Raw genomic sequence first — 12,422 nt, forward strand, 5'->3', positions numbered from 1 at the left:
TTCTCCTATCCGGCGAGGCCGACCAGTTCCTCGTAGATTGCATCCTCGCTGCGACTCGCAGCATTGCGCCACGTCGTTGCCGTGTCCGCATTGACCAGTGTGCCGTCGGCGGTGACGACCAGCAAGTTCGGCGTGCCGGGCAGTTCTTCGAGGCCGAATCGTTGCGCGATGTCGAGATTGTGCCCGTCGCCCGTCTGCGGGAGGCCGACGTTGACGTAGACGAGTTCGTACTTGCGCTCGACCAGTTCGGCGAACCGCGGCGTTTCCAGCCAGCCTGCCAGCGCACGGCTGTCGTGGCACCAGTTCCCGCCCATCACCAGCAGCAGGCGCGTGCCGCGCTCGGACGCGCGGGCCAGCGCTGCATCGACTTCGCCCATCGGGTTCTTCGTTACGGCATAGGGCCGCGCTTCCGGATGGGCCGGTGCGGCAGCTTCAGGGACGGTGGCGCAGGCAACGAGGGAGAGGCTCGCGAGCAGAAGGAGCGGTGTGCGGTGCATCACCGGTTCTTAGCGAGCGTCATGCCGGGCCGAAAGCCCTGCTATCGCAGTCACATGTTGGACAGCACCATCTGCCCGCCGCGGATTTCCACGCTGCGGACATGGGTAAGGTAGCTCTGGCCCAGCAGCGAGACGTCCAGCCCCTCGGGAATGATGATCGCCTCGACATTGCGGGCAGTGATGCCGCCGACATCGATTTCGGGGATGCGCCGGATGACGCCGTGGACATCGCCGCTAGCACCGCGGCCGACCACGGCGACCTCGTGCTGTTCCCAATTGAGGCCAGCCGCGCGGGCATCCTCGCCGGTCAGCGCCACGACCGATGCGCCGGTGTCGACGATCACGTTGAACTTGGCCGCACCCACGCTCGCGCTGGAATAATAGTGGCCGTCGCCCGCGCGTTCGAGGCGGACTTCGCCGTACCATTCGCCGCCTTGCTGGGTTTCGATCACGGCATCGCTCGACCACGGGTTGGGCGAGGAGTTGAAGCGTTTCACCTCTCCCGGCTCCCCCGCGGTCACGCCCGGGTGGTCGCGCACGGCGAACGCGGCGAGGCCCGAAATGGCGGCAACGATGAAGAGCAGCGGCCTGATCATGGACGCAAACCTAGCGGGAAGGGATTAAACCGCCGTAAAGCCCGCGTCGTCGCCCTTCTCAAGCGGTTCGGACAGCGGACGGTAGCCGTGATGGATCGCGGTGCCCCATGCGCCCGCCAGCAGGCCGACGACGAGACTGTCGAACACCATCAGCGCCCAGACCAGTGCCTTGTCCGCGCCCATCGCCCAGGCGTGGTTTTGCGAATGAAGCCACATCAGCGGAACGAGGACGATTGCCGAGAAGATCACGATCCGCAGCCCCGCGCCCCAGCCAGAGCGATAAAGCGAGGCAAGCGTTGCAGATTGGTCGCCGACCAGCCCAGCGATGAACATGACCAAGATCGGCAGGGTAATGATGCTGAAGGCGATCGAGACTGCCTGCACGGCCATCTCGCCATAGTGCGCAGTGCCGATTTCGAGACCTGCGCTCGCCAGTCCCACCACGATATTGGCGACCAGCGCGATGCCGAAGACCTTCCACGCGATGCCCTTCATCGACCACCAGGGCAGCCCCTCGCGCTGCGCGGCCCAGAAGCGGATCGCGGCAAGGATGGCGATCAGGTAGCCGGCGAGCTTGGCATAGCCGAAGGCCCAGCGCGTCTCGCCGTTCGATACCGTACGCGCGGTCTCGATATCGTCGAACATGCCCAGGTTTATCTCGGCTACGTGCTGGATGAATTCCGGCACGATCGCGATGAGGGGGATGACCGGCGCAAGCAGCCAGATGCGGCCGCTGTCGCGCAGGACATCAACGATGCGGCGCGCGAATGCCTTGATCACTCGGCGGCGACCGCGTGCGGATCGAAAGCGACCGCGTCTCCGGCCTCGATGGCGGCGGCCTTTTCCTCCACCAGCCGGACGATGTGGTCGAGCATGTCCTCGTTCTCGATGTGGTGATCCTTCACGCCCGAGAGATAGACCATGTGCTTGCCATTGCCGCCGCCCGTCAGGCCGATGTCGGTCTCGCGCGCTTCGCCCGGACCATTGACGACGCAGCCAAGGACCGAAAGGCTCATCGGCGTCTTGATGTGTTCGAGGCGCTTTTCCAGCGCCTCGACCGTGCGGATGACATCGAAGCCCTGGCGCGAACAGCTGGGGCAGGAGACGACGCGCACGCCGCGGGTCCTGAGGCCCAGCGCCTTCAGCATTTCGAAGCCGACTTTCACTTCCTGCTCCGGCTCGGCGGACAGCGACACGCGGATCGTGTCGCCGATGCCGGCCCACAGCAGGCTGCCGATGCCGATGGAGGATTTGACCGTCCCGCCGATGAGACCGCCCGCTTCGGTGATGCCGAGATGCAGCGGACAATCCACTGCCTCGGCAAGGCCGTGATAAGCGGCGACCGCGAGGAACACGTCGGACGCCTTCACCGCGACCTTGTATTCGTGGAAATCATGGTCCTGCAGCAGCTTGATATGGTCGAGCGCGCTTTCGATCAGCGCTTCGGGGCAGGGCTCGCCGTATTTTTCCAGCAGGTCCTTCTCGAGGCTGCCCGCGTTCACGCCGATGCGGATCGCGCAGCCGTTCGCCTTGGCGGCTCGCACGACTTCGGCGACGCGTTCGGAAGAACCGATATTGCCCGGATTGATGCGCAGGCAGGCCGCGCCCTTGTCGGCCGCTTCGAGTGCGCGCTTGTAGTGGAAGTGGATGTCCGCGACGATCGGGACATTCGCTGCCTTGGTGATCTTGTCGAAATTCGCGGTCGCTTCCTCGGTCGGGCAGGAGACGCGAATGATGTCCGCGCCCACGTCCTCGCAGCGGCGGATCTGGTCGATCGTCGCCCCCACGTCTTCGGTGGGCGTATTGGTCATGGTCTGCACGGTAATCGGCGCATCGCCCCCGACAGGGACATTGCCGACCATGATCTGGCGGGACTGGCGGCGCTCGATAGTGCGCCAGGGACGTACGGAAGACATGGGGGCGATATAGAGGCGCTTCGATGAAGGGGCAATGACAGGCCGCACGACTTGGGGCATGAGACGCGCATGAGCGAAGCGACCGACGAATTCTCGACCCAGACCCCGCTACTGTTCGGGCGCGTGATGGACGGCAGGGGCGGGGCCCGGCCGATCGGCTGGGACGAAGCGCAGGGCTGGACGCCGCAGTCGCCGGGCGAAGTGCTGTGGCTCCACTTGCGCCGCGATTTCGCGGGCACGCGCCTGTGGCTCGAAAACGAACTCCGCATGCCCGAGCCCACCGCAGAACTGCTGACCAGCAACCAGACCCGGCCGCGCGCCTTTCGCGAGGGTGAGACGCTGGTGGCGACGCTGCGGGGCATCAACTTCAATCCCGGTGCCGAGCCGGAAGACATGATCTCCATGCAGTTGTGGAGCGACGGACAGCGCCTGATAACCCTGCGCCGCGCGCCGATGCAGACCCCGCGCGAGGTCATGGGAATGCTCGACCGCGGCGACGGCCCACTCGATGCAGGGGCCACAATCACGCTGCTGGCGGAATTGCTCATCACCCGGATGAGCCAGTCGATCGTCGACATGAACCAGGTGCTGGACGACCTCGAGGACGAGGACCCGGAGAAGGACCCGGAAGGGATGCTGAAGCGCATCTCCACCATCCGGCGCAATTGCCTCAGCCTCAAGCGTCACATGGCTCCGCAGCACGAGGCGCTGGAGCAGATCAGCCGCGATTCGCCCGACTGGTTCGAGGAAGAGGACCGCCGCGAGATCGCTGAAAGCATCGCGCGCCTGCGCCGCTATCTCGACGACATCGACATCAGCAAGGAAAGCGCCGTCGTGCTGCAGGACGAACTGCGTGCCCGCAGCCTCGCCAGCAGCGAACATGCGACCTACATGCTGACCATCGTGGCGGGCATCTTCCTGCCGCTGTCGTTCCTGACCGGCCTGCTCGGCATCAATGTCGGCGGCATGCCGGGGATGGACGATCCGGATGCATTCTGGGCCGTCGTGGCGCTATGCCTCGTGCTGTTCGTGTGCCTGATCGTCGTCTTCCGCCGCCTGCGCTGGCTCTAGGCCCTACCAGCGCACCAGCGCGGGCACGGCGATCCGGCCGACGAGCCCCATCAGTGCGACCGGCGCGACATGCCAGATGCCGAGGTGGCCGATGCTGTCGATCGGGCAGGCAAGGCCGTAGGCGAAGCTGCCGATGGCGCCTGCCGCAATGCCGGTGAACAATCCTGCAGCACCCAGCGAGACAGGCGCGCCGCGGCGTAGCCACAGCACCAGCGCTGTCGCCGTCACGAGGCCGAAGCCAGCGCCGGCAAGGAAGCACTCGAAGCCGTAGGGATCGCTCGATACCGCCGCGTAAAGGCCGCCGGCACCTAGCGCGAGCAGGGCGGTCAGAGGCAGGAGGCCGAGCATGGCCGTCGACCAGCGCGCACCTTCGTGGCGGTTGCCGACGCGCGGGCTGGCCATGGAGAGGACCGCGCCTGCCGCTGCCACGCCGAGTAGGCCCAGCATGCCATTGGCGATGAAGAAGATGCTCGACGCAGCGCCGCTGGCGATGCCGCGCCACAGCCCGTCGACCAGTTCGACGAGCACCACGGTGGCGAGCGCGGACAGCGCGACCAGCAGCGCGCCGTGCCAGAAGCGGATCGGGGCGACGGGGGCGAGATCGTCCGCCAGTTCGTCGATCAGCGGATTAGGGACCCGGTTCATTGTCATTCGGCCTTTTCTACGAGCGCGGACAGCTTCTTCAGCCCGCGATGGATGTTCACCTTGACCAGGCTTTCGCTCTGCCCGGTCCGTTCTGCGGCTTCCGCGATGGAAAGCCCCTCTATCTTCACCAGTTCGATGACCTCGACCTGCCGGTCGGGCAGGTGCACGAACAACCTCTCGAGGCTCATGCGGGCCATCACCGCCTCTTCCTCGCTGTCTTCGGCGGCATCGTGGTCACCCAGCCCGTCTTCCGCGCTGCGGTAGACCTTGCGCAGGTGATCGACCCAGCGATAGCGCGCGATGGCAGCCAGCCAGGGGTAGAAGGCGCGGGTGGGGTCCCAGGTGGCGCGCTTGGCATGGACCGCCATCATCACTTCCTGCACCAAATCGTCGAGTTGGGCGGGCGGCACGCGTTTCCTGAAATAGCGCGCCAGCCACAGCTGCACTTCGCCCAGGAGAACGCGGTACATCTCGCGGTCGCCCCTCTGCGCGGCCGCCATCATGTGCGCCATGCTGGCTTCGTCGGCGATCATTTCTGCCCCTCCGCAAGCATGGCTATCACGCCGCCCGCCGCGAGGCGAGGAGCGCGTCAAGCGACAGCGCCCCGCCGCCGCGCGAGACGAGAATCGCCGCCATGGCAACCCAGGCGACATGCGTGCTCCACCAGGCTTCCGGATAGACGAAGACCTGTATGACAACCGTCATTCCCAGCAGCGACAGCGCGGCAAAGCGCGTGAACAATCCGGCGACCAGAAGGGCGGGAAACAGGTGCTCGGCATAGGTAGCCAGGGGAGCCGCAATGTCGGCGGGCAGGGGCAGGCCGGTATATTCGTATTCGAACAGGAAGACGGCATTGTCGCTGACGGTCAGCGCCGTGCCGTCCTCCACCTTGGTGCGGCCCGATCGCCAGAAAATCCCGGCCAGAGCCACGCGGGTGAGAAGCAGTGCGAGGCTTTCCGGCCCGCGCGATGCGAGCCAGGCGGCCAGGCGGTCGTAGGGGGTCAGTACTCGCTGCATGTCTCACCTCGTCATGGGCTGGCCGGGCAGGCGGGAGGGACGCTTGGCTCAGCGCTTCACGGGCGTGAGCGAACCCTTGCCCTTGGGCGTGGAGATGGTCTCGCAGCTGCCCTTCTTGACCAGCTTCCAGACATCGCCCTGCCAGTCGCGGGTGGACGTGCCCGCGCAGCTGGTGCCGGGACCGGCGGCACAATCGTTCTCGCCTGCCTTGGCGACGCCGTAGCACTTCTCCATCGCGTGTTTCTTCTGCGCAGCGGCGGGGCTGGCGGTGAGCGTGGCGGCGATGCCGGCGGTCAGGGCAAGGCCCGCAAGGCGGGCGATCGATTGATTGTGCATGGCAAGTCTCTCTTGTTCTCGAATGCTGTGTCGGGGCGGGGGCGCCGCAACTGGCAGGTCATTCGGGGCGAGAGGCCGGGCGGTTACGCCGGTTTGCGAAAAAAGTGCCTGTAACCGGTCGCTGGCCGGGGGCGAAGGATACCGGGTGCACCGACGCACGCATCAGATCACAAGGAATGGATGCCATGAACCTCGCTACCCGCAAGACCGCCACTGCCGCCGCCGCCGCGGCCTTTGCCCTTTCGTCGATGAGCGCGCTTGCCGCGCCTGCCCCTGCCGGCAGCAGCGGTTCGGCGATTGCCGCCGACGATACCGTCCACTGCTACGGCGTGCACAGCTGCAAGGGCCAGGCCGACTGCGCCACCAGCGAGAACGCCTGCAAGGGCCAGAACGAATGCAAGGGCCACGGCTTCAAGGCGATGAAGGCGGGCCAGTGCCTGACCAAGGGCGGGACGATCGGCGACATCGGCTGATCCTCACTGCCCCAAGTGGGCGGCCCGGCGTGCGGGGGATCCTCCCCCTTCGTGTCCCCCAACGTCCCTCGCCGGGTCGCCTTTTCCCTTGCTGCCGGAGACACCCATGACGAGCATCGCTCCCTTCCACGGCTTCGGCCTCGGCCTCAGGCGGACGCATTATGCGGACTTCCTCGAAGGCGACGTGCCGGTCGATTTCGTCGAGGTGATCTCGGAAAACTACATGGTGGAGGGCGGCAAGCCGCTGCGCATCCTCGAACAGGTGCGCGCGCACCATCCGGTGATCCTCCACGGCGTTTCCATGTCGATCGGCTCGGCCCACGGGCTGGACCGCGATTACCTGGCCAAGCTGAAGGCGCTGGCCGACCGGATAGAGCCGCTCTGGGTGTCCGACCATTTGTGCTGGACCCGGAACAGCGCCCATAATTCGCACGATCTCCTGCCCATGCCGCTCACGCGCGAGGCGCTGGAGGTGGTGTGCGAGAATATCGACCGTGCGCAGACCGCGCTGGGCCGCGTAATGCTGTTCGAGAACCCGTCGAGCTATCTCGCCTTTCCGGAGGACGAGATGGCGGAATGGGAATTCCTTTCGGAAATGGCACGGCGCACCGGGTGCTACCTGCTGCTCGACGTCAACAACGTCCATGTCAGCGCGCGGAACCATGGTTTCTCGGCGAGTGACTACATCACCGGACTGCCGCTCGACCGTGTACGGCAGATCCATCTTGCCGGACACACGCCGGGCGAGATCGTCATCGACACGCACGACCGCGCAGTCTGCGGCGAGGTGTGGGCGCTTTTTGCGGAAACCATCGCCCGCACCGGTCCGGTCGCCACCATGATCGAGCGCGACGACAAGATTCCACCGCTGGCCGAATTGCTCGGCGAACTCGACCACGCCCGCGCACTGGCGGCGCAGCGGATCGCGGCATGAGCGGGCTTGCCGAGGCGCAGGACGCGATGCTGGCGCGTATCCTCGACGAGGACCTGCCGCTTCCGGCAGGCTGGACACCGCGCCATGCAGCGGGCCTTGCGGTCTATCGCAACAACTACCGCTCCGCGCTGGTCGAGGCGCTGCGGTCGACTTTCGAGCGCACCGCACGGCTGGTCGGCGAGGACAGTTTCGAGCGCGCCGCCGCGCATCACGTGATTACCCACCCTCCGACCAGCTGGACCCTCGACTTTGCAGGCGAGGGGTTCGATGCGACCTGCGCGCAGCTGTTCGCGCGGGACCCCGAGGTTGCCGAACTCGCCTGGCTGGAATGGGCCATGCACTGCGCCTTCGTCGCGCGCGATGCGGCAAGGCTCGACGGGGCGGGGTTTGCTGCAGCGACGGCGAGCTACGGCGATGCGGACTGGGCCGGATTGCGGCTGCGCTTCGTGCCCGGCATCGCTCTACGCACGCTCCGTCACGACGTGAAACGTCTCTGGTCAGACGGGGACGCGCACCTTCTGGAAGAGGTCGCCTGCTGCATCGTCTGGCGCGAGGGCGAGTGGCCCGTCTTCCAGCAGCTGCCCCTGCCCGAAGGCGAGGCGCTGTCCGCCATGATGGAGGGCGCAAGCTTCGCCGAGGCCTGCGAGCTGTTGTCCGGCCTGCTGGGCGAGGAAGAGGCACCGGCCGCCGCCGGGGCCATGCTCGCGCGCTGGCTGGCCGAAGGGCTGGTCGAAGGCCTCGCTCAGTAAGCGAAGCTTTCGCCCACCATTTCCTCGCTCATCGCCCACAGGCGGTCGGCATTGCCCTTGTCGATGGCATAGCTGCGCACGCCGCCGCTGGGGCTTTCGTCGTCCTGGTCGGCCACGTGGCAATTCTCGCAATAGAGCCCGCCTGCGCCTTCCAGCTCTTCCGCCGTGGCTGCCCAGCAGGTCGTCGCCGCGCCCTGCGGGATGGACTTGAACGGCTCGGGCGTCTGGCCCGATGCTTCGGCGTTCTTGCGGATACGCTCCATCAGATCGGCCATGTCCTGTTCGGTCATGTGACGGCTGAGATTGGTCATGATCCCGCCCGGGTGAAGCGAATAGGCATGGATGCCCTTGTCGGCGAGCCGGTCTTCGAGGCCAACGGCGAACAGCACGTTCGCGGTCTTGGACTGGCCGTAGCTCTGCCATTTCTCGTATTCGCGGCGCTCGAAATTCGGATCGTCGAAATCGACCGGCGCGATGTGGTGGCCGCGGCTCGACAGGTTGACGATGCGCGGACGCTCTCCCTGCTCCAGCAGCGGGACGAGGTGGTTGGTCAGCACGAAATGCCCGAGGTGGTTGGTGCCGAACTGCATCTCGAACCCGTCGGCGGTCTTGGCCTGGTCGCAGGCCATGACGCCCGCGTTGTTGATCAGCAGGTCGATCTTGTCGAACCGTTCGTTCGCTTCCTTCGCAGCCGCGCGGACGCTGGCGAGCGATGCGAGGTCGCAGACCAGCGTTTCCACACTGGCGCCGGTTTCCTGCGAAATTTCCGATGCCGCCTCGGCCAGCTTGCCTTCGTCGCGGCCCGACAGGATCAGATGCGCGCCTTTCGCGCCCATGGCCCGCGCCGTTTCGCGCCCGAGGCCCGAATAGGCGCCGGTGATCAACACCGTCCTGCCGGTCAGGTCCTTGCCTTCGAGGACTTCGTCCGCCGTGCTTTCGTAACCGAACTTGCTCATCATCCTGTCTCCTCTTGGGCAGGAGGTGGCTTAGCACAAAGGTAAGGGGGCGCGAGACCTTATCGTCCCGCGCCCCCTCCTTGCGTCCCCTTGGGGTCTCGTTATGCGCCCGGCGGCAGTGGATCGTTGGCCGAGCCCGCCTTGCGCTTCTTCGGCTTCGGAGCAGCGCCTGCGGCGCCTGCCAGGTCGCTATCCATCTGGTCGAGCTTGCGTGCCGCCCAGTCGCGTCCGCCGAGGCCGAAGGCGAGTGCGCCTGCAACCGCGACGCCTGCGATCAGGATGGTCAGCGCATTGGCCGGGATCATCCCGCCGATGCCGGTGAACTGCAGGCCCATGAAGACGAACAGGATGATCGTCGCCCAGCGCACGATGGTCGCCGCGGTCGCGTTCTCCCCGTCGCCCGAGATGAGCCGGGCCAGCAAATTGGCGATGAAGAAGCCGAAAGCGATCACCACCGCACCGAAGATCACCTTGCCGCCCAGTTCGAGCACGGCATCGAGGATTGCGGTCAGTTCGGGAAAGCCCAGCAGCCTGGTCGCCGCGATGGCGAAGAACAGGATGATGGCCACCTGCACGACGCGGGCGATGATGCTGGATGCGCGGGCATTTTCGCCCATCATCCCGCTTTCCGCCAGAGCCCTGTCGACGCCGAGGCCGGGCAGGACTTCCTTCAGCACCTGCACCACGAACTTGCTGATCAGGTAGCCGATGCCCAGCAGCACCGCGGCCGCGATGATGTTCGGGATGGCGTTGAAGATCAGCTGCAGCATGGAGCTGGCAGGCCGCGAGATGCTCTCGATATTGAGTGCATCGAGCGCCATGATCGCCACGAAGATCACGATCACCGCATAGACGATAGTCGCGATCGTGTTGCTGATCGCGGTGTTGCCGGTGACATTGTCGACCCCGCCGCGATTGGCCCATTTGTCGAAATCGACCGTCTGCAGCGTGGTGACGATGAGATCGCGCACGATCCGCGCGACCATCAGGCCGATGAAGAAGATCAGTCCAGCGCCCACCAGGTTCGGGATGAAGGCGACCACGTTTTCGAGCAGGCTGTCGACCGGCCCTGCCACTGCGCCGAGGCCCAGCACCTGCAGGATTACCAGCAGGCCGAACAGCCAGATCAGCAGCGAGACGATTTTGCCGAGCGATGCCCCCAGCGACGAACCGCTGCCGGTGCCGCGCTGGAAGAAGGATATGTTGTCGACCAGCTTGGCGAATGCCCACTTGGCCGCTTTCGCCGCAGCCCAGGTTACGAGCAGGACGATGAGTGCAAGTCCGACCTTTTCGATGACGGTCATCGCCACCTCTTCGTCGAAGCGATATCTACCGATTTGCATGAAACCTCTCCCCATTGGTTCCCCTACGGCATGGCCTATCACGCTGTCGGAAATATCCAAAAATCCACGAAAGACTGGAGTGGATAACTTTGGCTGCTATCACGCTCGCATGAGAGGATTTTTCACCCGCTTCGCTATCGCGGCTTCGGGCTTCGCGCTCGCCGTTTCGTACCCCGTCTCGGCGCAGGACCATGCGCAGGCCGGATGGTCGCTCGCCATCCATGGCGGGGCAGGCACCATCGCGCGCGACAGCATGACGCCCGAAGAAGACGCCGCGCACCGCGCCGCCTTGCAGGCCGCGCTCGATGCCGGCGCGAAAGTGCTGGCCGATGGCGGCAGCGCGCTCGACGCGATTGAGGCAGCGATCCTGATCATGGAGGACGAGCCGCGCTTCAACGCGGGCAAGGGCGCGGTCTACACCTGGGACGCGACGCACGAACTCGATGCCTCGATCATGGACGGCCGCACGCGCGATGCCGGCGCGGTCGCAGGCGTCACCACCGTGCGCAATCCCATCCTCCTCGCGCGCAAGGTGATGACCGACAGCCCGCACGTGATGCTGTCGGGCAAGGGCGCGGAAACATTCGCTGCCGAACAGGGCATCGAGCTGGTTCCGCCGAGCTATTTCGATACCGAGTTCCGCCTGAAGGCGCTGGAGCGGATGAAGGCGAAACAGCTGTCCGCGCTCGATGTCGACCTGAAATTCGGCACCGTCGGCGCGGTGGCGCTGGACCGGCACGGCAACATGGCCGCAGGCACTTCCACCGGCGGGATGACGGGCAAGCGCTGGGGCCGCGTGGGCGATGCGCCGATCATCGGGGCCGGCACCTATGCCGACGACCGCGCCTGCGCCGTGTCGGCGACCGGCTGGGGCGAATTCTTCATCCGGGTTGGGGTGGCGCACGAGATCTGCGCGCGCCTGCGCATGGAGAAGGCCGTGGGTGCGATGAGCGCCGCCGACAGGATTCCGACGCTGGTCGCGCTGGACCATCACGACGGGCCCGAGATGCCCGAAGTCGCGATTCCCGAAGGTGCGGCACAGGACATAGCCGATGCCGTGATGAACGATGTCAAGGCGCTGGGCGGCGACGGTGGGGTGATCGTCGTGACGCCCGAAGGCCACGCGCTCTACAGCTTCAATACCGCCGGCATGTACCGAGGCCGCGCCACCAGCGCAGGCGTCAACGAAGTCGCCATCTACGGCGACGAATAGCTCCGAGTCGCAGGGCCGGTTGGCGGTTCGCGAAAGACGCGATTGGTCACGCTTTTCAGGCGTTTGCGCCCCTCTTTTGACTCTGAGGACGGCAAGGCGCAGCCTGCCGCCAGCGTTGGGGGACGAAAATCCATCACAACGGGCCGCATAAGGTCCTGACGCCGAAGTCACGGGTCGTTCAACTCGTCACCTAGGAGTCACAACCATGAAATCACTTACCAAAGCCGTGCTCGCCGCGGGCGCGCTGCTTGTCGCCATGCCGCAGGCTGCCGTGGCGCAGGACCAGTACCCGCTCAAGGGCGCGGAGTGGATCGAGGTCACCGGCATCAGCCTCGAGGACGGCGGAGGCCTCCAATATGCCAACTGGCTGGCAAGCGAATGGCGCAAGCGCATGGACTATGCCGTCTCGCAGGGCTGGATCGAAAGCTACGAGATCTGGTCGAACGCGTATGCGCGCCAGGGCGAGCCCGACATGTGGCTCCTCACCCGCTTCGACGAATTCGAAAGCAACGATGAATTCGAAGCACGCAACAAGCAGATGCGCGCCTTCATGCAGCGCAACATCCAGCAATTGCAGGCCGAAAGCGGCGACCGGGCGAAATACCGCACCGTGCTCGGCGATGTGCTGATCAAGCGCCTCGTCTGGCGCGACTGACGATTGCCCCCCGGGAGAAGG

The 12,422-nt window shown here is 65.7% G+C and carries 16 protein-coding genes; 6 read left to right on the forward strand and 10 right to left on the reverse strand.

Translation table 11 applies throughout. The features are described 5' to 3' along the window. Window positions 1–5: 5 nt before the first annotated feature. From LCL94_RS08510 to ispG, 4 genes are read right to left on the reverse strand one after another with little or no spacing between them, the layout of a single operon-like run. Complete coding sequence (locus LCL94_RS08510; RefSeq protein ID WP_224831824.1) at window positions 6–497, reverse strand: thioredoxin family protein; 492 nt, start codon at window positions 495–497, stop codon at window positions 6–8. A gap of 50 nt (window positions 498–547) precedes the next feature. Next, window positions 548–1,093, reverse strand: coding sequence for a TIGR02281 family clan AA aspartic protease (locus LCL94_RS08515; RefSeq protein WP_224831825.1), 546 nt, complete (start codon window positions 1,091–1,093; stop codon window positions 548–550). A 24-nt stretch (window positions 1,094–1,117) separates the two neighbouring features. Beyond that, window positions 1,118–1,873 (reverse strand): hypothetical protein, encoded by a 756-nt coding sequence (locus LCL94_RS08520; protein WP_224831826.1) that lies wholly within the window; start codon window positions 1,871–1,873, stop codon window positions 1,118–1,120. Then, window positions 1,870–3,009, reverse strand: coding sequence for a flavodoxin-dependent (E)-4-hydroxy-3-methylbut-2-enyl-diphosphate synthase (gene ispG / locus LCL94_RS08525; protein ID WP_160608878.1), 1,140 nt, complete (start codon window positions 3,007–3,009; stop codon window positions 1,870–1,872). Before ispG ends, LCL94_RS08520 begins: the two co-directional genes overlap by 4 nt. Window positions 3,010–3,078: 69 nt before the next feature. Here ispG and LCL94_RS08530 point away from each other — a divergent pair, with 69 nt between their 5' ends. After that, window positions 3,079–4,080 (forward strand): zinc transporter ZntB, encoded by a 1,002-nt coding sequence (locus LCL94_RS08530; protein ID WP_224831827.1) that lies wholly within the window; start codon window positions 3,079–3,081, stop codon window positions 4,078–4,080. Window positions 4,081–4,083: 3 nt separating this feature from the next. Here the strand turns inward: LCL94_RS08530 and LCL94_RS08535 are convergent, their stop codons facing one another. The 4 genes from LCL94_RS08535 to LCL94_RS08550 are packed head-to-tail and all read right to left on the reverse strand — an operon-like array spanning window position 4,084 to window position 6,078. After that, a complete protein-coding gene (locus tag LCL94_RS08535) occupies window positions 4,084–4,725 on the reverse strand; it encodes an NrsF family protein (protein WP_224831828.1) in 642 nt (213 codons plus the stop codon). 2 nt (window positions 4,726–4,727) lie between these two features. Further along, on the reverse strand, window positions 4,728–5,258 hold the full coding sequence (locus LCL94_RS08540) for a sigma-70 family RNA polymerase sigma factor (RefSeq protein ID WP_224831829.1): 531 nt from the start codon (window positions 5,256–5,258) through the stop codon (window positions 4,728–4,730). Window positions 5,259–5,283: 25 nt separating this feature from the next. After that, on the reverse strand, window positions 5,284–5,742 hold the full coding sequence (locus LCL94_RS08545; protein WP_224831830.1) for a DoxX family protein: 459 nt from the start codon (window positions 5,740–5,742) through the stop codon (window positions 5,284–5,286). A gap of 48 nt (window positions 5,743–5,790) precedes the next feature. Further along, a complete protein-coding gene (locus LCL94_RS08550; RefSeq protein ID WP_224831831.1) occupies window positions 5,791–6,078 on the reverse strand; it encodes a DUF2282 domain-containing protein in 288 nt (95 codons plus the stop codon). 185 nt (window positions 6,079–6,263) lie between these two features. Here LCL94_RS08550 and LCL94_RS08555 point away from each other — a divergent pair, with 185 nt between their 5' ends. From LCL94_RS08555 to LCL94_RS08565, 3 genes are all read left to right on the forward strand, one after another. Next, window positions 6,264–6,551, forward strand: coding sequence for a hypothetical protein (locus tag LCL94_RS08555; RefSeq protein ID WP_224831832.1), 288 nt, complete (start codon window positions 6,264–6,266; stop codon window positions 6,549–6,551). Between the two features lie 106 nt (window positions 6,552–6,657). Next, on the forward strand, window positions 6,658–7,485 hold the full coding sequence (locus tag LCL94_RS08560; protein ID WP_224831833.1) for a DUF692 domain-containing protein: 828 nt from the start codon (window positions 6,658–6,660) through the stop codon (window positions 7,483–7,485). Continuing rightward, a complete protein-coding gene (locus tag LCL94_RS08565; RefSeq protein ID WP_224831834.1) occupies window positions 7,482–8,234 on the forward strand; it encodes a putative DNA-binding domain-containing protein in 753 nt (250 codons plus the stop codon). The genes LCL94_RS08560 and LCL94_RS08565 overlap by 4 nt, the downstream gene beginning before the upstream one ends. Here LCL94_RS08565 and LCL94_RS08570 read toward each other — a convergent pair. After that, window positions 8,228–9,190 (reverse strand): SDR family NAD(P)-dependent oxidoreductase, encoded by a 963-nt coding sequence (locus tag LCL94_RS08570; RefSeq protein ID WP_224831835.1) that lies wholly within the window; start codon window positions 9,188–9,190, stop codon window positions 8,228–8,230. The genes LCL94_RS08565 and LCL94_RS08570 overlap by 7 nt on opposite strands. 101 nt (window positions 9,191–9,291) lie before the next feature. Beyond that, complete coding sequence (locus LCL94_RS08575) at window positions 9,292–10,533, reverse strand: mechanosensitive ion channel (protein WP_224831836.1); 1,242 nt, start codon at window positions 10,531–10,533, stop codon at window positions 9,292–9,294. 109 nt (window positions 10,534–10,642) lie between these two features. Between LCL94_RS08575 and LCL94_RS08580 the strand changes: the two genes are divergently transcribed. Then, window positions 10,643–11,746 (forward strand): isoaspartyl peptidase/L-asparaginase family protein, encoded by a 1,104-nt coding sequence (locus LCL94_RS08580; protein WP_224831837.1) that lies wholly within the window; start codon window positions 10,643–10,645, stop codon window positions 11,744–11,746. A gap of 205 nt (window positions 11,747–11,951) precedes the next feature. Continuing rightward, window positions 11,952–12,401, forward strand: coding sequence for a hypothetical protein (locus LCL94_RS08585; RefSeq protein WP_224831838.1), 450 nt, complete (start codon window positions 11,952–11,954; stop codon window positions 12,399–12,401). Window positions 12,402–12,422: the final 21 nt, after the last annotated feature.

Source organism: Qipengyuania gaetbuli, assembly GCF_020171365.1.
Lineage (GTDB): Bacteria > Pseudomonadota > Alphaproteobacteria > Sphingomonadales > Sphingomonadaceae > Qipengyuania > Qipengyuania gaetbuli_B.

Bases quoted from the DNA above. Each gene is read 5' to 3' on its own strand.
- LCL94_RS08540 (WP_224831829.1), bottom strand. From the start codon at position 5,258: ATGATCGCCGACGAAGCCAGCATGGCGCACATGATGGCGGCCGCGCAG.
- LCL94_RS08580 (WP_224831837.1), top strand. From the start codon at position 10,643: ATGAGAGGATTTTTCACCCGCTTCGCTATCGCGGCTTCGGGCTTCGCG.
- LCL94_RS08555 (WP_224831832.1), top strand. From the start codon at position 6,264: ATGAACCTCGCTACCCGCAAGACCGCCACTGCCGCCGCCGCCGCGGCC.
- LCL94_RS08560 (WP_224831833.1), top strand. From the start codon at position 6,658: ATGACGAGCATCGCTCCCTTCCACGGCTTCGGCCTCGGCCTCAGGCGG.
- ispG (WP_160608878.1), bottom strand. From the start codon at position 3,009: ATGTCTTCCGTACGTCCCTGGCGCACTATCGAGCGCCGCCAGTCCCGC.
- LCL94_RS08585 (WP_224831838.1), top strand. From the start codon at position 11,952: ATGAAATCACTTACCAAAGCCGTGCTCGCCGCGGGCGCGCTGCTTGTC.
- LCL94_RS08565 (WP_224831834.1), top strand. From the start codon at position 7,482: ATGAGCGGGCTTGCCGAGGCGCAGGACGCGATGCTGGCGCGTATCCTC.
- LCL94_RS08530 (WP_224831827.1), top strand. From the start codon at position 3,079: ATGAGCGAAGCGACCGACGAATTCTCGACCCAGACCCCGCTACTGTTC.
- LCL94_RS08575 (WP_224831836.1), bottom strand. From the start codon at position 10,533: ATGCAAATCGGTAGATATCGCTTCGACGAAGAGGTGGCGATGACCGTC.
- LCL94_RS08570 (WP_224831835.1), bottom strand. From the start codon at position 9,190: ATGAGCAAGTTCGGTTACGAAAGCACGGCGGACGAAGTCCTCGAAGGC.
- LCL94_RS08510 (WP_224831824.1), bottom strand. From the start codon at position 497: ATGCACCGCACACCGCTCCTTCTGCTCGCGAGCCTCTCCCTCGTTGCC.
- LCL94_RS08535 (WP_224831828.1), bottom strand. From the start codon at position 4,725: ATGAACCGGGTCCCTAATCCGCTGATCGACGAACTGGCGGACGATCTC.
- LCL94_RS08515 (WP_224831825.1), bottom strand. From the start codon at position 1,093: ATGATCAGGCCGCTGCTCTTCATCGTTGCCGCCATTTCGGGCCTCGCC.
- LCL94_RS08545 (WP_224831830.1), bottom strand. From the start codon at position 5,742: ATGCAGCGAGTACTGACCCCCTACGACCGCCTGGCCGCCTGGCTCGCA.
- LCL94_RS08550 (WP_224831831.1), bottom strand. From the start codon at position 6,078: ATGCACAATCAATCGATCGCCCGCCTTGCGGGCCTTGCCCTGACCGCC.